Source organism: Janthinobacterium sp. AD80 (assembly GCF_002878455.1).
GTDB lineage: Bacteria > Pseudomonadota > Gammaproteobacteria > Burkholderiales > Burkholderiaceae_D > Janthinobacterium.
In genome coordinates this window covers 13150-33689 of sequence record NZ_NRDQ01000090.1, presented here as the reverse complement: position 1 = coordinate 33689, position 20540 = coordinate 13150, and the positions used below count along the sequence as shown (strand labels likewise).

Here is a 20540-nt window from a genome sequence, read left to right as displayed (position 1 = left end):
GTATACACATAATATCGATGAATTCCTCACGAATCAAACAGTTTACCGGCGCTACCATGAATTCCTCACTTCAATTCGTCAGGAATGCCATGCAAGACTATCATTACATCGCCACCCCGCTGCTGGATGTGGCCTATCTGGAATGGAACCCGTCCGGCAGGCGCTGCGCCGTGCTGGTGCACGGCTGGCCGGACAGTCCGGAAAGCTGGGCCGCCACGGCCACGGCGCTGGCCGCCGCCGGCTACCGCGTGCTGGCGCCCGCCCTGCGCGGCTTCGCGCCCACGCGCTTTCGCCACGCGGACACGCCGCGCAGCGGCCAGCTGGCCGCGCTGGGACGCGACTTGCTCGACTTTATCGATGCCATGCAACTGCATCAACCCTTGCTGGTGGGCCATGACTGGGGCGCGCGCGCCGTCGCCAACGCCTGCGGCCTGCGCCACGATGCGGCCTGCGGCCTGGTGATGCTGTCGGTTGGCTATGGAACGAATGACCCGCGACAAGCATTGTCTTACCAGCAGGCGCGCAATTACTGGTACCACTGGTTCATGGCCACGCCCCGGGGCCGGCAAGCCGTCGAGCATGACCGCCACGCCTTTGCCCGCATGATGTGGGACAGCTGGTCGCCCGCCGGCTGGTATGCGCCAGCCGATTTCGCGCAGGCCAGCCGCGCGTTCGACGGACCCGACTGGGCAGAGGTGGTGCTGCATTCCTACCGCCACCGCTGGGCCTTCGTCGAGGGCGACCCAGCCTACGCGGCCGACGAAGCGCTGCTGCAGCCGGCGCCCGTGCTGCATCTTCCCACCCTGGTGCTGCATGGCGCGGCAGACAGCTGCAACCATCCGGACAGCTCGGCCGGGCGCGAACACCATTTCAGCGGAGCGTACCAGCGCGTGCTGCTCGAAGGCATCGGCCACTTCCCCCAGCGCGAAGCGGCGCAAGCCGTGGCAGGCGCCATCCTGATGTTTGTCGAGGGAAATTTGTAAGCGCCCGGCCGCGCGCGGCGCACTCGGGACTATCGCCTGGCAGGGTGGATCGCTTACTATGGCCGTATCGCGCCTTGCGCCTATCGAGCCTTTGCCATGCCACGCCAGCAGCCGTCACCGATGCAACATGTCCGCCCCAGCGCGCTGCGCGCCTGGGTCCATGCCTGCGCTTATGCCTGTGCCGGTGCTTTGCTGGCGGCCTGCTCGCCGTTCGCCACGCCGCCCGCCGCGCAGCTGCCTGCGCCCGCGGCCGATACGACAGCCATGGCGGCCACGCAGACGCCAGCATGGCTGCGGCGCGGCACGCAGGCGCTGCACATCGTGCCGCAGGAATCCCTGTTGACCATTACCGTGCGCCGCGGCGGCGCGCTGGCGCGCCTGGGGCACGACCATGTGATCGCCAGCCGCAGCCTGCAAGGCGTGGTGGCGCCCGCGCAGGGACGCGCCGCCTTCCAGTTCCGGCTCGATGAAATGCGTGTGGATGAAGAGGGCCTGCGCCAGGCGGCTGGGCTGACGAGCACGCCATCGGCCGACGCCATCGCCGGCACGCGGCACAACATGCTGGTGCGCGTGCTTGAGGCGGAACGCTATCCGTGGGTCAGCATCGACGCGCGCCGCACGGGCAACAAGGAGGTGCTTGATGCCGACATCACCCTGCATGGCGTGACCCGCTCGGTGCAGCTGCCCGTGCGGATCGAGGAAACGGCTGACGGAAAAAGCCTGCAGGCTAGCGGCAGCCTGCTGTTGAAGCAGAGCGATTTCGGCATCGTGCCGTTCGCCATCCTGGGCGGCGCCATGGCCGTGCAGGACCAGATGGAACTGGCGTTTCGCATCACGGCGCGGCGGCAGATCAGCGCGCCAGGATCAGGCGCAAGCCCAGGGCAATGAAGATGCCGCCGGCCACGCGGTCCAGCCACAGGCCGGCGCGCGGGCGGCGGTTCAGCCAGGTGCCGACGGCGCCGGAGAAGTAGCCGAGCAGGCTGAACAGCACGCAAGCCTGCGCCGTAAACACCAGGCCCAGCTGCGCCGTCTGCCAGCTGGCATCGCCCCGTCCAGCGACGATGAACTGCGGCAGGAACGACAGGAAAAACAGCACGACTTTCGGATTGATACTGTTGGCGAACAGCCCCTTGCCGAACAGGCGCAGCAGCGATTCGTCAGGCAAGGCCGCCGTGCCATCGACTTTTGCGCCGCCCCGGCTGCGCAGCGCGCCGATGCCCAGCCACACCAGGTACAGGCCGCCGGCCACCTTCAGCGCCGTAAAGGCCGTGGGCGAAGCGGCCAGCAGGGCCGACACGCCGATGGTCGCCAGCAAGGTATGCGTGAGGCAGCCAAGGGCGCAGCCCAGGCCGAACGCCATGCCCTGGCGCCGCCCGCGCGACATGCCCACGCCCAGCACCATCAGGTTGTCGGGACCGGGGCTGGCGGTGATGAGGACGGCGGCGGCCAGGAAGGCCAGGAACTGGTCGGGACTAAGCATGCATGACTCGCGGACGAAAAAGCCACATGATACCGGAGCCGGCCGCGGTGGCCATCGGCAGCCTGCCTGCAGGCGATGAAATTGAGCGTGCGTCACCAAGAGTCGATTAAAATGAGCGATCCCAAGCACAATCGCCGCCCTGCCTTGCGCGACCACCAACCGACTCCCCGATGCCAGCCCATCCGCCACCGTCCAGCCACAGCGCTTCCAGCTTTCGCGTCAGCGCGTGGCTAGGCCGGTGGCTGTGTCTGTTCGGCCTGTTCGGCCTGTTCGGCCTGCTGGGACTGGTCAGCGCGGCGCAAGCGCCGGGCCTGCCGCTGTCCCTGGGCATGCAGGGCATCCACAGCCTGGGCAGCGGCGCACGGCTGTTTCTGGCCAGCGACACGGCCGCGCCCGCCGATGCGGCCGCCCTGCCCGCGTGGCTGGCGCAGCAGCGCCCGACCACCGACATCGACCTGTTCGGCGGCGCCTACTGGCTGCTGGCGCAGGTGCGCAACGAGACGCGCGAGACGGCCTGGGTCATCGATCCCAACGATACCCTGATCGACCTGGTCGACATCCATGTGTATGGCCCCGGCCAGCACGACGCACCGCGCACCCTGCTGACGGGCTACCAGCGCCCGCACGAGTACCTGCTGCACTACGGTAAAAACGTGCAGCTGCAGCCGGGCGCCACGTACACCATCCTGATCCGCTTTTCCAGCCCGTATTACGCGCGCGCGCCCATGTTTGGCGTCAAGACGCAGCAGGACTACCGCAAGCTGGTAGGAAAAGAGAATTTCCTGATGGTCGCGTCCATCGGCGCCCTGCTGGCGCTGGGCCTGTTCAACTTCTTCATCTTTTCCATCACCCTGGAAAAAGCCTCGGCGTATTACGCGCTGTATGTGCTGACCTATGGCCTGGCCTGGGCCATGACTTTCCATGTTTTCGCCGACCTGTTCGACTGGCACATGCTGCAGCTGCATTACGTGCCGTTCTTCCTGCTGCCCGTCTTCAGTACCCTGTTCTACATGCATTTTTTGCACCTGCGCAATTACTCACCGCTGCTCTACCGCATCAGCAAGATCAACCTGGTGCTGCCCCTGCTGCTGCTGCCCAGCTGTTTCTTCGCCCTGCAATATGCGCATGCGCTGGCCACCATCGCCATCACCATCTGGATGCTGCTGGCGCTGACCTGCGGCATCGTTGTCTGGCGCCACGGCTACCAGCCGGCGCGCTTTTTCGTGCTGGCCTTCGTCGCCCTCATGCTGCCCGGTTTCCTGATCCTGCCGGCCAACCTGGGCCTGATGCCGGCCATGGTGGCCAACGCCCAGCTGGTGACCCTGCTGGGCGGCACCCTGGACGGCCTGCTGCTGGCTTTTGCCCTGGCCGACCAGATCCGGCTGCTGCGCAACAACCTGGAGCAGCGCGTGCGCGAGCGCACCCTGGCCCTGACCCTCAGCAACGATGCCCTGCTGACGGCCAAGGAGCACGCGGAAGTGGTCAGCCGCCACCGCATCGATTTTCTTTCCGCCATGAGCCACGACATCCGCACGCCGCTGGCCGGCGTCATCGGCATGCTGAAATTCGCCCTGCGCGACCAGTCGGTTCGCGGGCGCACGCAGGAATATTTGCGCATCGGCCTGCACAATGGCGAATCGCTGCTGACCATCCTCAACGACATCCTCGACTTCTCGAAGATCGACGCGGGCAAGCTGACCCTGGAAACGCTGGACTTCGACTTGCTGGCCCTGGTCGGCGACGCGGCCGGCATCGTGCAGGGCCAGGCCGACGCCAAGAGCCTGCTGCTGCGCCGCGAACTGGCGCTCGACCTGCCCCGCTATGTGCGCGCCGATCCCACGCGCCTGCGCCAGATCCTCATCAACCTGCTGGGGAACGCCTTGAAATTCACGGCGAACGGCGAGGTGCTGCTGGAGGTGCGGCGCGCGCGCACGCCGCCGCGCGGCGATGGCCGCAGCCAGATCGAATTCATCATCAGCGACACGGGGCCAGGCATCGATGCCGACACCTTGCCGCGTCTGTTCCAGAAGTTCGAACAGGCCGACCATTCCACCACGCGCCGCTATGGCGGCACGGGCCTGGGCCTGGCCATCTGCAAGGAACTGGTCGAACTGATGGGCGGCAGCATCGGCGTCGAAAGCCGGGTCGGCATCGGCTCGCGCTTTCATTTCAGCCTGCCACTGCTCGATGGCAGCGCGCCGGCCGCGAATGCGCGCCAGCTGCCGCGCCACGCGCGCCACGCCTGCCGCCTGCGCATCCTGTGCGCAGAAGACGTGCGCACCAACCAGATCATCATCGGCACCCTGCTCGAAGCCATGGGCCATGCCGTGAGCATCGTTGACAATGGCGAAGAAGCGCTGCGCGCGCTGGGCTCCGGCGCCTATGACTGCGTGCTGATGGATGGCCGCATGCCGCTGATGGACGGCGAGCAGGCCGCGCGCCTGATACGCGACGGCGGCAATGCGCACTTCCCGATTCCCGACGCGCACATCCCCATCATCGCCCTGACGGCCAACGCCAGCGAACATGACCGCCAGCGCTACCTGGCGGCCGGCATGGACGACTTCCTCAGCAAACCTGTCGATGAAGCGCTGCTGTTTGAAAAGATCGACGCCATCATCGACCTGCTGCTGGCGCGCGGCCAGGCGCTGCCACCGGCCCTGCCGGCCGAAGAAGACGCGCTGGCGCGCCAGTTCGGCCTGGATACGGCCAGCGCCGCGCCACTGGACACGCCGCCGCCCGCCGATCCGATGAGCGTGCCCGTGCACATCCTGCCGCTGGCGGGCCTGTCGCCGCAGCACTTGCAGCGCATCGCGCAAGCCTTCTTGATGGAAGCGCCACGGCGTCTGGACCTGGCTTGCCACGCCGTGCGCAATGGCAACGCCAGCGCCGCGGCCGCCGCTTTTCATGCATTGAAAGGCAGCGCCGGCTACCTGAGCCGCCCCACCCTGCACAGCCTGTGCCACCAGATGGAAACGCTGGCGTCGAACGGCCAGCTCGATAACGTCGAGCAGTATCTGCCGCAACTGCAGGAAGCGCTGGACGTGGCGCGGCGCGACCTGGAAGAACACGCCGGCAGCACGTCTTAGGGCGCCGTCATCCAGCCGTGTGCTTGCAGCCACGCCAGCAGCAGTTGCGGCCAGGCGGCCGGTTCGCTGCCCGGCTTGCCCAGGCCCCAGCCATGGCCGCCGTGCCGGAACAGGTGCAGTTCCACGGGCACGCCCGCGCGGTGCAGGGCGCTGGCCATCAGCTGGCTGTTTTCGGGCGGCGCAATCGGATCATCGAGGGCTTGCGCGATGAAGGCGGGCGGCGTTTGCGCGTCTGCCTGCAGCTCGACCGACATGGCGTCGCGCGCGGCCTGCGCCGGATGCGCGCCCAGCAGCTCCTTTTTCGCATGCGTCGTGTCGAACGGCGGCTGCATGGTCAGCACGGGATACAGCAGCACGGCAAAATCGGGCCGCGCCGACACCTTGTCCGCCGCATCGACGGGCGCATAACGCACGGCGTGCGGCTGCACGGCCGTCATGCCGGCCAGGTGCGCGCCGGCGGAAAAACCCAGCATGCCGATGCGCGCCGGATCGATTTTCCATTCGGCGGCGCGCGCGCGGATCAGGCGCATGGCGCGCTGGCCATCCTGAAACGGCGCGTCCACCCCGCCGCCTTCCTGCGGCAAGCGGTACACCAGCTCAAAGGCCGTGATGCCCTGCGCCTGCAGCCAGGCGGCGGCCGGGCCGCTTTCCTTGCCCGCCTCGATATGCGCATAGCCGCCGCCGCTGGCCAGCAGGATGGCCACGCCGTTTGGCCGCGCCGGGCGGTGCACGAGCAGGTAGGGCTGCTCGACCTGGGTAATCGAGCCTTTGGCGCTGTCGCGCTGCGGGCCGGGCGCCGCGCCACCGGGCGGCGGGCCGGGCCACAGCAGAACCGCGCCTGCCGGCGCGGCGCCGGCGTGCAGGGGAAGGAAGACCAGACAAAGCAGCAGCAGGCGTTTCATGGGCAGGCTCGCGCAGGGACGATGAAACGCCATCATAAGGGCAGGTTAAAAATCCGTCTCGCCCTGGATCACGGCCGGATAGCCCGTCATGGCGCGCGAGGTCTGCATGCCGGCCATGACGGCCGCCTCCACGCAGCCCGCGTTGATGCCCGTCCTGATCCAGTCGCCCGTGAGGAACAGGTTGCTGAAGCCCGACTGGTCGGTGGCCAGGCGGTACTGCGTGCTGCCCACCACCGACATGACGTAGCGCTCGGACGGGTCGACGTTGGCGCGCCAGTACTGGCTGTCGAAACGCGCCGGCCCCGTGCCGGCCTTGGCATCGACCAGCCATTGCCACGGAAACGCGCCCGGTGCCCCTGCCTCGGCCCACAGGGCACCGATTTCCCGCTCCAGCTGGTGCAGCGCGCCCTGCTTGGCCTTTTCCGCACAGCGGGCCGGAAAGCCCGTGTCCGTCACGGGTGGATAGCTGTCGACGGGGAAGGCGCTGCAAAAGTAGGAAACGTTTTTTGGCTCGAGCCCCGCCGGCCAGTCTTCGTGCGCCAGCAACTGGTCCATCGGCGCCCACGTGTCGTACGGCTCCGTGAAGGCCGACAGCACGGGCTGCTGGCCTTGCGGCTGCGTGGTCCAGCCCATCTGCGACAGGTTCTTGTTGAGCCACACCTGGTAGGCTTGCGTGGCCACCGTTTTCACCTTCTCGGTCGTCAGGCGCAGGGTCGGGCTGTGCGCCAGCAACTGCGGGCACAGCGCCTCCAGCGAACCGATGGAAATGCCGAACACCACCTTGTCGAAATCGACGCCCTTCTTCAGGACGGTGACGGGCAGCGGCTGGCCGAACGCCTGTTGGTACTGCTGCGGCCAGTCGCTCCAGTACGACTCCAGGTTGACGCCTTTTTCCTGCAGCAGGGCCGCCTGCGCGGGATCGAGCTGCGCGTAATCGGGCGCGCTGGGCCAGCAATCGAGGCCTTTCACATTCACCAGCGGCGCGTAGTCTTCGGCCGGATCCTTCAATTGCACCTGCTCGGTGATGCGGATGCTGGCTATGTCGCCCGCGCCCGGCACCAGTTCTTCCACGCGCTGGAAGAACTTGAATTCCACCCCCCGTTTTTGCAGCACTTCGTACAGCGGCGTGAAAATCGTGTCGCCCATGCCGGCCTGCATCTTGAACATGATGCCGCCCTTGTAGGCCAGGCCGATGCGCGCCATCGCCCGCAGCAGGGTGCCTGCCTCGATGTTCGGCTTGGAAAAATCGCCGCCCTCGTAGGCGAACACCAGGTCGTAGAAGCCGCGCACGGGCGCCGAGTTGACGCTGAACTGCTCGTCGCCGCCATGCTTGCGCAGCCAGTCGCGGAAGTCGATATCGTTGATGACGTCGAAGCCGTTCTTGAACACGCCATCCTGGAACATGCCCTTCATGACGGTGATGCCCAGGTCCAGGCAGATGAACAGGCGGCGCAATTCATCGTCGCCGTCGATCAGCGCGCGGTAGCGCAGGCGCAGCCAGGCGCGGATGCCGTTCAGGGTGCTGGCCAGCAGCTGGTGGCGGGCCTGGTCGTGGCGCGTGGAATCGGGCGCCAGGTCGGCCACCAGCGCCACCAGCGCGCCCACGGACAGGCCCACGTCCAGCCCCAGTTCATCGGCCTGCCCCACCACTTCATCGGCCAGGCGGCGCAGCCAGCCCGGCCACACTCCCTCACCTTGCGAGGCGCTGGCGCGCACGATGCGCGCGTCGGCATCGGCCACTTGGCGGATCTGGCGTATCCACTGCTCGATCCAGCCCACCATGGCCACGGCCATCTGCCACAGGGTGATGTCTTCGCCGCCCTCGCCCGGCTCGCCCGGCAAGGTGGGGAAGACGATGGACCAGTTGCGCCACTGCCCCTTCACGTCCTCGGACAGGGCCACGTAATCGTGCTGCTTGAAGGCGTCGCGCCAGGTGGCCAGCGGCGCGCCGGGCGGACGCTCCAGGCTGGCGTAGGCTTCCTTGATCATCTTGAAGGCGTTGGCATAAAAGCCGAACCAGATATGCAGGCCGTGTTCCTCGATGCGCTGGCCCGCTTGCGCATTGCGTCCGCTGGCGCCCTTGCCGCCCAGGCGCCAGCCCAGTTGATACACGGTGATGGCATGCTGGTTTTGCCAGCCCGGCTGGTTGGTCAGATAATATGCGGCCGTCATGGCCGCCACGCCGCCGCCGAGGATGGCGATCTTTTCTGGCGCGATCTGCGAATTGTCGACCAGCTCCTCGCCCGGCATGGCCGTGAAATCGAAGTTCACGTTGAACGGCAGGATGGCCGCCTGCGGTCCCAGCTGCAAGCCCAGGGTCTGGTCCAGCGGGAAGCTGTCGAAGGCGTGCACCGTGCATGCATATTCATAGCCGAGCAGGCGCGCGCTGTGCAGGCGGTTGATTTCGGCCGGCGCGGCCACCAGCGCCTGGTACACGGCCTTCACGCCCGCGCTGTCGGGGAATTGCTTGAGGAAAATCTGGTCGATGCGGGGATTGCGCAGCAGGGACAGGATATCGGCCCAGCCGGCCTGGTCCATGTCGAAAAAGTCGGGGATGGAAAGGAAAATCTTGAAGGCCTGCTCGATCAGTTCCAAAAAGCTGTTGACGGGCTTGTGCGGCCCCGTCTGCACGGTGGCATTGACTTCCAGCAGCGGGTGCAGGGCCAGTTTCGTTTCCGGTGAGAAATGCTGGAAACCCTTGGCGGCGACGGAACAGCGCAGCGGCTCGCTGCCCGCGGCGGGAATCTCGTATTCGCACAAGTATTTCGGGTAGCCAAACAGTTCGCGCCCGTTGATCAGGGCCATGGCGTCGTCGACGAAAATATGGCAGGGGTACCAGTAGATATGCGCGAGCTTGCCCGCGTCATCCATCTGGCCGACCATGATCCAGGTGACGATGTCGACTTCCGTGATCCAGCCCTTGGCCTGGTCGACGGGGTTGGCGGAGTCCGCATGGTTGACGCGCGTAAAGGTCAGCATCACATACGGCGACAGGGCTTTCAGGGTCATGCGCTGGCCCGCCACCTGGTTCAGGGTGGTGTTGACGGTAGCCTGCAGCTTGGCCAGGTCGCCCTTGACGAAATACCCGTACATTTCCGACTGTTTCAATTGCAGCGGCGAGTGCATCATCACCGAACCGCCCTGGTAGATATACGAAGGTCTTGCCGAAGGTTTCGCCGTCATTGCCCTGCTCCCTATTTAAGTTTCAGACAAACAAGATTGAGATAGTGTATTTGAGAAAGAACAATGAATGATATGAAATAAATTAAAGGATATGCCAAGATGCATAGGCTGCGACGCCAAGCGGCGGGCGCACGGCGGCCGGGGCAAGCTGCCGGCATCGGGTGTACGATGCAGCATCGTCAGCGTTCCGAGCACCCTGTCATGGCAATGATTACCACCGATTATGTTTCCACTTATTCAGGCAACCGTTTTTATCCCTTGCGCCCGCATATCGACAAGGTCGCCATCGAAGACATCGCGCACGGCCTGGCCTACCAGTGCCGCTTCAATGGCCAGACGCAAGTGTTTTATTCGATCGCCCAGCACAGCCTGATCGTCGCCAGCCTGGTGCCGCCGCGCATGCGCCTGGCGGCCCTGCTGCACGACGCGGCCGAAGCCTATCTGGGCGACATGGTGAAACCATTGAAAGTGCTGCTGCCGGAATTTGCCGCGCTGGAAGACAAGGTGAGCGCCATCATCGCCGCCACCTACGGCCTGGACTTTTCCGACTACGCGCCCATCAAGCAGGCCGACCTGATTGCGCTGGCCACGGAAAAGCGCGACCTGATGCCGCATTCGGCCGAGCGCTGGGCCTACCTTGACGGCATCGCCCCCTTGCCCGGTATAATTGACGCCATGGGTCCGGCCGAAGCCAAGCAGCGTTTTTTGCAGGCGTTTGCCGAACTGAGCGGCGAAGGCATGGCCGCTTGAGTGCCGCGCGCCACACTGCCAGCCGCGCCCTAAGCCACGGTTTTTGCACGGCTTTTTTAGATATCCACAGCAACTGTGGATAAAGTTGTTGATAAGCCCCTCTTGACAAGCCGCAACACCAGTATTGATGCGGGTTTCAACAATTTGCTGATTTCACAGGCAATTTTTTATCCCAATGAAATCAACGACTTGTGATGCCGCATTTGCGCTTGAACAAACTTTCTCAAGCAACACCAAAATATATTTTTTGACGCCCTGAGCATCAAGGGCAAGCATGGCCTTGCAAGAACAGCATTGTTTTGACAAACCTTGCGGACTGGCATAGTGTGGAGTGAATGGGCACCATCAACGCTGGATAATGGCATGACTATGGATACCGATAACGGCGCCAAGGCACCGGACGAACCCGACTGGCTGGTCGATGAACCGCTGGCGCGTGGCGGCGCGGCGTCCGACGCGGCCAATGCGCCGGCGCCGTGGCGCGTGCTGATCGTCGACGACGATGTCGACGTGCACGTGGTCACCAAATTCGCCCTCAGCCAGGCCAGTTTCCAGGGGCGCCGGCTGAGCTTTCTGCATGCCTATTCGGGCGCCGAGGCGCTCACCGTGCTGCGCGGCACACCCGATATCGCCGTGGTGCTGCTGGATGTCATCATGGAAACGCAGGATGCCGGCCTGCAAGTGGCGCGCCAGATCCGCGAGGATCTCCACAACAGCGCAGTGCGCATCATCCTGCGCACGGGCCAGCCTGGCCAGGCGCTGGAGCACCGCATCATCATCGATTACGACATCAACGATTTCTGGTGCAAGACCGACCTGACGACACGCAAATTGTTCACCACCGTGATCGCCTCGCTGCGCACCTATGCCACCCTGCGCGAAGCGCAGCAGCAACTGGCCGACCTGGCCGCGGCGCTGGCCCAGCGCGACGGCACGCCACCGGCGCCACCGGCCGGCACGCCCTGAACCATCCGCCTACTTTCAGTCATAAAACAAGAGCACTGGATAGGCATACAGGCTTGCGCGATGCCCCATTTTGGCGCTTCGCCATGGCCGCAGGCGCGCGCGGATTGGCCAAAATAATCTAAGTGGCGGATTGTTAAGCGCTTTTTCAGATATCCACACGGACTGTGGATATCTTTGTGGATAAGCGCCTATTGACAGGCCTCAAAGCCACAGCCAGTGCGGCTTTCAATAAACTGCTCAATCAAACAGCAAAAAAATAACAGAGTAAAATCAATGACTTAGAATCTAACAGATAATCACGTGAAAATAATTTCAGCAATTTCGCTAGCCCATCATTTGTGCATAACTGAGCTGTAATGATCAATTCAACAACGTACGACAGTGCCCCATGGCAACACAGTTGCCACGGCAACCAGTCAGTGCAGTAGCTGGCGGCGCTGCTCCGGATGCAGCAGCACTCTTTCGATCAGTTCGGGTGCGACATTGTATGACTTCAGGTATTCCAGCGCGCACAAGGTACTGAAGGCCGCCTGCACGGCAATGCCCAGGTTGACGATATCGCACATCTTCTGGTCGACCCGCACATGGCGCACCATGGGCGTGACGGGCATATGCAAGGTTTCGGTGGAACTCGGCATGATGGATGACTCCTGAGAAAATGCAGACATGGCGGGAAGCGGCTGCGGGGACCGGCACTGGGACGCCAGCGCGGAAGTGACAGCGAAAGTATTGCCGATAAACGCACGATGTCAATGCCAGCCAGCCATTGCAATGCAGTTTTTTTCTGATATTCAAGGCCGCACGTCTTATGCAGATCAAACACGGCGCGTGGCGCCCGCCTACCATGGGATGGCGCCGCCGTCGCGCGGCGCAGGCATGAGGAGACGCACATGGAAACCAAGCCGAATACACCACCCGACCCCGCCAAAAATCCCGGCGACATCGCCCCGCCCGGTACCCCGGGCACGGGCGAAAACGTCTGCACGCACTGCCAGGGCCGGGGCGCCATGGCGGACGGACAAGCCTGTCCCATGTGCGCCGGCACGGGCGTGGTCATTGCCGGCATCGGCGGCGCCTGATGCGCGGGCATGGCGCGAAAAACCGGCTGCAGGAATAGACATGGACAAGGCGAAGCCGGCACGGCGATAATCGGGCATGACCGCCCCCGACGCTCCCGCCCTGCCTGACGGCACCGACTTTCCCCGCCCCCGGCCCAGTTCGCTGGCCGACCTGTTTTTCTCGTTCACCTTGCTGGCCCTGCAGGGGTTTGGCGGCGTGCTGGCCGTGATCCAGCGCGAGATGGTGGAACGCAAGCGCTGGCTGACGCAGGAAGAATTTCTGGAAGACTGGGCCGTGGCGCAAATCATGCCCGGGCCCAACGTGGTCAACCTGTCGCTGATGGTGGGCGGCCGCTATTTCGGCTTGAAGGGCGCGCTGGCGGCGCTGGCCGGCATGCTGGCCGTGCCCCTCGTCATCGTGCTCGTGCTGGGCGTGCTGTACACGCGCTTTGGCGACAATGCGCAGATGGCCGGCGCCTTGCGCGGCATGGCGGCAGTCTCGGCCGGCATGATCGCCGCCACGGGCGTCAAACTGGCCGCCGCGCTTGGCAAGCATCCGCTGCCCCTGTGGCTGACCTTGTCCATCTGCGTGCTGGGCGTGCTGATGGTGGCGATCCTCCGCTGGCCCCTCATCTACATCCTGCTGGGCCTGGGCGGCACCGGCTGCCTGTTGACGTATAGAAAGCTATCCACATGAATCCACCGCTGCAGCTGGTGCTGAGCACGGGCGACTGGCTGAACCTGTTCGGCCATTACCTGATGCTGTCGCTGATGTCGATCGGCGGCGCCATCTCCACCACCTCCGAAATGCACCGTTTCCTGGTGGAGCAGCACGGCTGGCTGACGCAGGCCCAGTTCAATGAATCGATCGCCATCGCGCAGGCGGCGCCCGGCCCCAACGTGCTGTTCGTCGCCCTGATGGGCTGGAACGTGGGCATGAACGCGGGCAGCTATGCGGCCGCGTATCTGGGCGTGCTGGTGACGATGGTCGGCATCATGCTGCCCAGCACGACCCTGACTTACATGGCGGCCCAGTGGGGCTACCGCAACCGCGACTTGCGCGCCGTGCGCGCCTTCAAACAAGGCATGGCGCCCATCGTCGTCGCCCTGCTGATTTCCACCGGCATGATCCTGGGCGGGGCCAACCACAATCTTGCCACGGACTGGCCCGTGTGGAGCCTGTCCATCGTGGCCGGCATCCTCATCTGGCGCACGAAGATTCATTTGCTGTGGCTGCTGGCGGGCGGCGCCGTGCTGGGCTGGCTGCAGCTCATCTAGCTGCGGCAGCGCCCCGCTACACGGCCAGGTGGCGTTTCACGTCCTCGCCATCCATCTGCTCCGCCTTGCCGCTGGCCACCACGCTGCCGCGCGACAGCACGATGAATTCATCGGCCAGTTCGCGGGCGAAATCGAAATACTGTTCACACAGCACGATGGCCATGTCGCCGCGCTGCTTCAGCAGGGAAATGACCCTGCCGATATCCTTGATGACGGACGGCTGGATGCCTTCCGTCGGCTCGTCAAAGATGATCAGCTGCGGTTCGGCCAGCAGGGCGCGCGCGATGGCCAGCTGCTGCTGTTGCCCGCCGGACAAATCACCGCCGCGCCGCTGCAGCATCTCCTTTAGCACGGGAAACAGTTCATACACGTGGGGATCGATGCGCGAGGCGTGCCTGCCCCGTTTCACCGCCATGCCCATGAGCAAATTCTCCTCCACCGTCAGGCGCGCGAAAATGTCGCGCCCCTGCGGCACGTAGGCGATGCCCAGCTTTGCCCGCGCATGCGGTGCCAGTTTGGTGATGTCGCGGCCGTTGAACACCACCTTGCCCTGCGCCACGGGCAGCACGCCCATCAGGCATTTCAACAGGGTCGTCTTGCCCACGCCATTCCTGCCCAGCAAGGCCAGGCATTCGCCCTTGCGCGCCGCCAGATTGACGCCGCGCAAGGTGTGCGAGGAGCCATAGTATTGATTCAGTTGTTCGACTTCCAGCATGTGTGCTCACCTTCCCAGATAGACTTCGATGACGCGTTCGTCGGCTTGCACCTGCTCCATGCGCCCCTGCGCCAGCACGGCGCCCTCGTGCAGCACGGTGACGATTCCTTGCTGGGCGATTTCCGTCACGAACCCCATGTCGTGCTCGACCACCATGATGGAATGCTTGCCGCGCAACTCATTGAGCAATTCCGCCGTGCGCGCCGTTTCCGCATCCGACATGCCGGCCACGGGTTCGTCGAGCAGGATCAGCTGCGGCTCCTGCATCAGCAGCATGCCGATTTCCAGCCATTGCTTTTGCCCGTGCGACAGCAAGCCCGCCAGGCGCGCCTCCTGGCCATTCAGGCGGATCAGGCGCAATATCGATTCGATCTTGCCCGCCTGTTCGGAAGTGAGGCGGGCAAACAGGGTCGGCGCCACGCGCTTGTCCATCTTCATGGCCAGTTCCAGGTTGTCGAACACCGTGTGCTGCTCGAACACCGTGGGACGCTGGAACTTGCGGCCGATGCCGGCGTGGGCGATCTGCGCTTCCGTCATCGTCGCCAGGTTCATGGTCTGGCCGAACCAGGCCGTGCCAGAGGTGGGCCGCGTCTTGCCGGTGATCACGTCCATCATCGTCGTCTTGCCAGCGCCATTCGGGCCGATGATGCAGCGCAGCTCGCCCACGGAAATATCGAGGCTCAGCTTGTTGATGGCCTTGAAGCCGTCAAACGACACGCTGATGTCTTCCAGGTAGAGGATGGCGCCATGCGTCGTGTCGACGCCCTCGCCTTTCACGCGGGAATACGTGGCGCCCGCTTCGGCGCTGGCCATGCCGGGCAACATGCGGATACTCATGCTGCCTCCTCTGCCGCGGCAACGGCTTTCTTGCGTTTGAGCTTGCTCAACACACCGAGCATGCCCTGCTGCATGAACAGGGTCACGCCGATGAACAGCAGGCCCAGCGCAAACAGCCACAGTTCCGGCAAGGCGGCCGTGAACCAGCTTTTCAGGCCGTTGACGGTGAAGGCGCCCAGGATGGGACCGATCAAGGTACCGCGTCCGCCGACGGCCACCCACACCACCATTTCGATGGAATTGGCCGGCGACATCTCGGACGGGTTGATGATGCCCACCTGCGGCACGTACAGGGCGCCGGCGATGCCGCACAGCACGGCCGACAGGGTCCAGACAAACAGCTTGAACCACAGCGGGTTGTAGCCCAGGAACATCAGCCGTGCTTCGCTGTCGCGCACGCCCTGCAGCACGCGGCCCAGTTTCGACGTGACAATGGCGCGCGCGCCGATCAATGCCGCCAGCAGGATGGCCAGGGTCAGCAGGAACAGCACGGCCTTGGTGGCGGGCGCCGTGACGTCGTGGCCGAGAATGGTCTTGAAATCCGTGAAGCCGTTGTTGCCGCCAAAGCCGGTGTCATTGCGGAAGAACAGCAGCATGAAGGCATACGTCATCGCCTGCGTGATGATGGAAAAATACACGCCCTTGATGCGCGAGCGGAAGGCGAAATAACCGAAGACAAAGGCCAGCACGCCCGGCACCAGCACGACGAGGGCCATGCAGTACCAGAAATGCTCCGTGAAGGCCCAGTACCAGGGATAGGTTTTCCAGTCGAGAAATACCATGAAATCGGGCAAGCTGCTGTGGTACTGGCCCTGCCCGCCGATGGCGCGCATCAGATACATGCCGTGCGCATACGCGCCCAGCGCAAAGAACACGCCGTGGCCCAGCGACAGGATGCCCGTGTAGCCCCACACCAGATCCAGCGCCAGCGCGGCCAGCGCGTAGCACATGAATTTGCCCACCAGCGCCACCGTGTAGGCGGAGACGTGCAAGGCGTGCCCTTCGGCAAACGCCAGATTAAAAATCGGCAACAGCGCCGCCAGCACCGTGCATGCGGCAAGCGCCAGCCAGACGGGCCGTGTAAACAGGCCCTGCTTGGTTTGACAGGAGGTAATCATTCGACGCTGCGTCCCTTCATGGCAAACAGGCCCTGCGGCCGGCGCTGGATGAAAATGATGATGAACACGAGGATGGCGATCTTCGCCAGCACGGCGCCCGCCACCGGTTCGAGGAATTTGTTGACTTCACCCAGGCCCAGCGCGGCGATCACGGTGCCGGCCAGCTGGCCCACGCCGCCGAGCACCACCACCATGAAGGAGTCGACGATGTAGCTTTGGCCCAGGTCAGGCCCCACGTTGCCCAGCTGCGACAGGGCCACGCCGCCCAGCCCGGCGATGCCGGAACCGAGGCCAAAGGTCAGCATGTCGACCTTGCCCGTGGCCACGCCCACGCAATCGGCCATGCGGCGGTTTTGCGTGACGGCGCGCACGAACAGGCCCAGGCGTGTCTTGTTGAGAATGAGCCACACGGCCACCACGACGATGACGGCAAAGGCGATGATGGCCAGCCGGTTGTACGGCAGCACCAGGCCGCCCAGCACCGTCACGCCGCCCGACATCCACGCAGGGTTGGCCACTTCCACGTTTTGCGCACCGAAGACGGTGCGCACCAGCTGCATGAGGATCAGGCTGATGCCCCAGGTGGCCAGCAGGGTTTCCAGCGGCCGCCCGTACAGCCAGCGGATCACCGTGCGCTCGAGCACCACGCCGACCAGGCCGGCGACAAAAAAAGCGGCCGGCAAGGCGGCCAGCAGATACGCATCCTGCATGCCGGGCAGGTAGGTGCGGAAGAACAGCTGGCACAAATAAGTGGTGTAGGCACCTATCATCAGCAGTTCGCCATGCGCCATGTTGATGATGCCCATCAAGCCGAACGTGATGGCCAGCCCCAGCGCGGCCAGCAGCAGCACGCTGCCCAGGGAAATGCCGTAAAACACGTTGCCGGCGAATTCCATGCGCGCCACCCTGCCCTTGATCTGGCCCATGGTGTCGATGGCGGCCAGCTGCACGGCTTCGTCGGGCTCGCCCCCTTTTTCCAGCATGGCTTGCAGCACGGGCAGCAGGCGCGCGTCGCTGCTGCCGGCCAGGTCCCGCACCGCCTGCTTGCGCGTGGCCGCATCGGGCGCGTGCAAGTTGGCGCTGGCGATCAGCACCTGCAGGATTTGCTGGATGTCGGCATCGGTTTCCTGTGCCAGCGCCTTGTGGATCAGCGGCAGCTGCGCGGGATCGACGGACTGCTGCAGCGCCTGCGCGGCGGCCAGGCGCGTGGTCCGCTCGGGCGCCAGCAGTTTCAGCCCCGACAAGGCGCCCGCCACGGCCGAGCGCAAGCGGTTGTTGACCATCACGCCATCGATGCCGTCCGGCAGCGGCACGTTCTGGCTTGTCGACGGATCGTAGGCCTGCTCGCCGTCGACGATGTAGACCTTGCCATCGGGCGCCGCATACAGGGCCTCGTCCTGCAAGGCTTGCAGCAGTTTGGCGGCCTCGGGCGTGGCCAGGGCGGCGATCTGCGCCACGGCGGCAACCCTGGCGTCGGGATCGTCGCCGGATAGCGGTTTGAGCAGATCAGGGGGAATGGCTGCCTGCGCCAGCGGGGAGAACAGCAGGCAGGCGAGGACGAGCAGTTTGGGAATGAACCTCATTGTAAGTTCCAAGGAAAGGCTGCACGGGGCAAATTGCTTACCCCAAAGGCGAGGACTGGGGTCGGCCACTCAGGGTCCGACCCCGGCATTTGCTGGTGAAGGACAGGGGTCAGACCCCAGCTCTTTGCCCGGGGTTGCGATAACGATTCGACGCACAAGCGCCTACAACTTCTGCTTGCCCTCGTTACCCTTGATAAACGGGCTCCAAGGCTGGGCGCGGATCGGTTCCTTGGTTTTCCACACGACATTGAATTGCCCATCGGCCTTGATTTCGCCGATCATCACGGGCTTGTGCAAATGGTGATTGGTCGCATCCATGGTCAGGGTGAAGCCCGATGGCGCCTTCACGCTCTGGCCCGCCATGGCGGCGATGACCTTGTCCGTGTCCGTCGACTTGGCCTTTTCCACGGCCTGCGCCCACATGTGGATGCCGACATAGGTCGCTTCCATCGGGTCGTTCGTCACCACCGAAGCCGCGTTCGGCAGCTTTTGCGCCACGGCGTAGGCTTTCCACTGCTTGATGAATGCGGCATTCACGGGGTTCTTGACGGATTCAAAATAATTCCACGCCGCCAGGTGACCGAGCAGCGGCTTGGTATCGATGCCGCGCAGCTCTTCCTCGCCGACGGAAAACGCGACGACGGGCACGTCCGTGGCTTTCAGGCCCGCATTGCCCAGTTCCTTGTAGAACGGCACGTTCGAATCGCCATTGATGGTGGAAATGACGGCCGTCTTGCCGCCCGTGGAAAACTTCTTGATGTTGGCGACGATGGTTTGATAGTCGGCGTGGCCGAACGGCGTGTAGACCTCGCTGATATCGCTATCTTTCACACCCTTGCTTTTCAAAAAGGCGCGCAGGATCTTGTTGGTGGTGCGCGGATACACATAATCCGTGCCCAGCAGCACGAAGCGCTTGGCGCCGCCGCCATCCTTGCTCATCAGGTATTCCACGGCCGGGATCGCCTGCTGGTTGGGCGCGGCGCCCGTATAAAACACATTCTTTTCCAGTTCCTCGCCCTCGTATTGCACGGGATAAAACAGCAGGCTGTTGAGTTCCTTGAACACCGGTAACACCGACTTGCGCGACACGGATGTCCAGCAGCCAAACACGACAGCGACCTTGTCCTGCGCCACCAGCTGGCGCGCTTTTTCCGCAAACAAGGGCCAGTTTGATGCCGGATCGACGACGACCGGCTCCAGCTTTCTTCCCAGAACGCCGCCCTTGGCATTGATCTCGGCGATCGTCATCAAGGCCACGTCTTTCAGCGACGTTTCCGAAATGGCCATGGTGCCCGACAAGGAGTGCAGGATGCCCACCTTGATCGTGTCGGCGGCCCAGGCCGTCTGCGTGTAGATGGAGGTGGTCAAGGCCAGTGCGCCTGCTGCTGCCGCTTTCAAGATGATGCGTCGTGACATGTGGACTCCTGAGTGAAGAACTGCATGAGTATCAATGGATGGGCATACGATGTTGTTAAAGCAGAATGCATGCCAGCATCAGCAGCGCAAGGCCATGCCACGCGTGCCACGCTTTGGTGCGTGTGAGAGATTGCCGCACGAAAAAAAACCTGGCTGCACAAGGACTGTGCAGCCAGGTTGATTCATGCGGCAAAACGGTGCGTGCGCGCCGTTAATCCTTGCGCGGCGCGCCTCTCAAGCGGCGCCAGCCCTTGCGTCCCAGCGGGAACAGCAGCACGAAAGCGATCAGCCATGGCAGGATGTAGGCCATGGCCGTGATGGCGTTGGCCACGCCTTCCGACAGGTTATCCGTGAAATTGCCCAGCGCGCGCTTGACGGGCGTCCAGAACGATTGCTTGCCTTCCGCGCTGATGGCCACGTTCAGCAAGTCCGTGTCGATGCGCTGCATCAGCAGCGCGTTGGCCGCCGTCGCCTGCTCCAGTTCCACCTGCACGGTGGCCAGTTCCTTGGTTACCTTGATCAGCGCGTCCACATTCGTGCCCGAGCGCTTTTCCAGGTCCTGCAATTGCGCCTGGTATTGCTTGAGCATTTCCAGGCGCTTCTTGCTGTCGAGCACGGGACGGCCCAGGTCTTCCACCTTGGTGCCCTGGCTCGTCACCTCGCCTTCGGCGGCGACCAGCGCGACGAGCTTCCTGATGCCGGCCGGCTTGGCGCGCATGCTGATGCGCGCATGCACATAGCGGCCGCTGTCGAGGCTGGAATCGAGCAACAGGCAGGCGTTTTGCGTATCGGCCTTGCAGGCGGCCACGACTTTTTCATACAGGGGCCGCACCTGCGCTTCGCCGGCGTCGACACTCACATTGTGTTCATAGGCCAGAAACTCGCTGCCTTTTTCCTTGCCATCGAGGCGCGCGGCGCTGGATTGGCCGCCGCTCTCGCCCTTGCCGGCGCAACCGGCCAGCACAACCAGGCCAGCCATCGCCAGCAGCCGCAGGCTTGTGTGTAGACGCTTGTTCATAAAATCCTTCATTAAAATGATGCGGGTTCCTGCTGGTGCCAAGTTTATTGCCACATGAAAACCATAAGGAAAAAACAAGGGGCGATTTTAGTCGAAAGACAGGTCTATCCGCTGTTCTTCTGCGCCAGCGCAATAAAAATGCCGACTTTTCCCCGCAGTAAGGG

Annotated in this window: 18 protein-coding genes; 8 read left to right on the top strand and 10 right to left on the bottom strand. The window is 63.9% G+C overall.

Features of this window, described 5'->3' with window-relative positions; translation table 11 throughout:
* The first annotated feature begins 89 nt into the window (after positions 1 to 89).
* A complete protein-coding gene (locus JaAD80_RS17915) occupies positions 90 to 983 on the top strand; it encodes an alpha/beta fold hydrolase (RefSeq protein WP_102295996.1) in 894 nt (297 codons plus the stop codon).
* Positions 984 to 1103: 120 nt separating this feature from the next.
* Positions 1104 to 1871 carry a YceI family protein gene (locus JaAD80_RS17910; RefSeq protein WP_258003066.1) on the top strand — a complete coding sequence of 256 codons (768 nt, stop codon included), beginning with the start codon at positions 1104 to 1106 and terminating at the stop codon, positions 1869 to 1871.
* Here JaAD80_RS17910 and JaAD80_RS17905 read toward each other — a convergent pair.
* Entirely contained in the window at positions 1834 to 2463 is a 630-nt protein-coding gene (locus tag JaAD80_RS17905; RefSeq protein WP_102295994.1) for a LysE family translocator, read from the bottom strand. The two genes, JaAD80_RS17910 and JaAD80_RS17905, sit on opposite strands and share 38 nt — an antisense overlap.
* 170 nt (positions 2464 to 2633) lie before the next feature.
* Between JaAD80_RS17905 and JaAD80_RS17900 the strand changes: the two genes are divergently transcribed.
* On the top strand, positions 2634 to 5552 hold the full coding sequence (locus tag JaAD80_RS17900; protein WP_102295992.1) for a hybrid sensor histidine kinase/response regulator: 2919 nt from the start codon (positions 2634 to 2636) through the stop codon (positions 5550 to 5552).
* Here JaAD80_RS17900 and JaAD80_RS17895 read toward each other — a convergent pair.
* Together JaAD80_RS17895 and JaAD80_RS17890 are read right to left on the bottom strand one after the other, a co-directional pair.
* Positions 5549 to 6454 carry an alpha/beta hydrolase gene (locus tag JaAD80_RS17895; protein WP_258003065.1) on the bottom strand — a complete coding sequence of 302 codons (906 nt, stop codon included), beginning with the start codon at positions 6452 to 6454 and terminating at the stop codon, positions 5549 to 5551. The two genes, JaAD80_RS17900 and JaAD80_RS17895, sit on opposite strands and share 4 nt — an antisense overlap.
* Before the next feature lie 45 nt (positions 6455 to 6499).
* Positions 6500 to 9637: an NAD(P)-binding protein gene (locus JaAD80_RS17890; protein ID WP_258003064.1), complete on the bottom strand. Its 3138-nt coding sequence runs from the start codon at positions 9635 to 9637 to the stop codon at positions 6500 to 6502.
* Between the two features lie 201 nt (positions 9638 to 9838).
* Between JaAD80_RS17890 and JaAD80_RS17885 the strand changes: the two genes are divergently transcribed.
* Together JaAD80_RS17885 and JaAD80_RS17880 are read left to right on the top strand one after the other, a co-directional pair.
* Positions 9839 to 10387, top strand: coding sequence for a phosphohydrolase (locus JaAD80_RS17885; RefSeq protein ID WP_102295990.1), 549 nt, complete (start codon positions 9839 to 9841; stop codon positions 10385 to 10387).
* A gap of 369 nt (positions 10388 to 10756) precedes the next feature.
* Complete coding sequence (locus tag JaAD80_RS17880; protein WP_258003063.1) at positions 10757 to 11353, top strand: response regulator; 597 nt, start codon at positions 10757 to 10759, stop codon at positions 11351 to 11353.
* 416 nt (positions 11354 to 11769) lie between these two features.
* Here JaAD80_RS17880 and JaAD80_RS17875 read toward each other — a convergent pair whose 3' ends face one another.
* On the bottom strand, positions 11770 to 11991 hold the full coding sequence (locus JaAD80_RS17875) for a hypothetical protein (protein WP_102295988.1): 222 nt from the start codon (positions 11989 to 11991) through the stop codon (positions 11770 to 11772).
* Positions 11992 to 12243: 252 nt separating this feature from the next.
* Between JaAD80_RS17875 and JaAD80_RS17870 the strand changes: the two genes are divergently transcribed.
* From JaAD80_RS17870 to JaAD80_RS17860, 3 genes are all read left to right on the top strand, one after another.
* Entirely contained in the window at positions 12244 to 12432 is a 189-nt protein-coding gene (locus JaAD80_RS17870) for a hypothetical protein (RefSeq protein ID WP_102295987.1), read from the top strand.
* A gap of 76 nt (positions 12433 to 12508) precedes the next feature.
* Entirely contained in the window at positions 12509 to 13108 is a 600-nt protein-coding gene (locus JaAD80_RS17865) for a chromate transporter (RefSeq protein ID WP_102295985.1), read from the top strand.
* Entirely contained in the window at positions 13105 to 13689 is a 585-nt protein-coding gene (locus JaAD80_RS17860; protein ID WP_102295983.1) for a chromate transporter, read from the top strand. Before JaAD80_RS17865 ends, JaAD80_RS17860 begins: the two co-directional genes overlap by 4 nt.
* Before the next feature lie 16 nt (positions 13690 to 13705).
* Here the strand turns inward: JaAD80_RS17860 and urtE are convergent, their stop codons facing one another.
* The 6 genes from urtE to JaAD80_RS17830 form a co-directional block, all read right to left on the bottom strand.
* Positions 13706 to 14404: an urea ABC transporter ATP-binding subunit UrtE gene (urtE, locus tag JaAD80_RS17855; protein WP_102295981.1), complete on the bottom strand. Its 699-nt coding sequence runs from the start codon at positions 14402 to 14404 to the stop codon at positions 13706 to 13708.
* A 6-nt stretch (positions 14405 to 14410) separates the two neighbouring features.
* A complete protein-coding gene (gene urtD, locus JaAD80_RS17850) occupies positions 14411 to 15241 on the bottom strand; it encodes an urea ABC transporter ATP-binding protein UrtD (protein WP_102295979.1) in 831 nt (276 codons plus the stop codon).
* Positions 15238 to 16359 carry an urea ABC transporter permease subunit UrtC gene (gene urtC, locus JaAD80_RS17845; protein WP_102295978.1) on the bottom strand — a complete coding sequence of 374 codons (1122 nt, stop codon included), beginning with the start codon at positions 16357 to 16359 and terminating at the stop codon, positions 15238 to 15240. The genes urtD and urtC overlap by 4 nt, the downstream gene beginning before the upstream one ends.
* Positions 16356 to 17942, bottom strand: coding sequence for an urea ABC transporter permease subunit UrtB (gene urtB, locus JaAD80_RS17840; protein ID WP_102295977.1), 1587 nt, complete (start codon positions 17940 to 17942; stop codon positions 16356 to 16358). Before urtB ends, urtC begins: the two co-directional genes overlap by 4 nt.
* 162 nt (positions 17943 to 18104) lie before the next feature.
* Positions 18105 to 19358: an urea ABC transporter substrate-binding protein gene (gene urtA, locus JaAD80_RS17835; RefSeq protein ID WP_102295975.1), complete on the bottom strand. Its 1254-nt coding sequence runs from the start codon at positions 19356 to 19358 to the stop codon at positions 18105 to 18107.
* Positions 19359 to 19569: 211 nt separating this feature from the next.
* The gene (locus JaAD80_RS17830; RefSeq protein WP_258003062.1) at positions 19570 to 20376 is read right to left on the bottom strand and encodes a DUF4349 domain-containing protein; all 807 of its coding nucleotides are present in this window, start codon (positions 20374 to 20376) and stop codon (positions 19570 to 19572) included.
* Positions 20377 to 20540 lie beyond the last annotated feature (164 nt).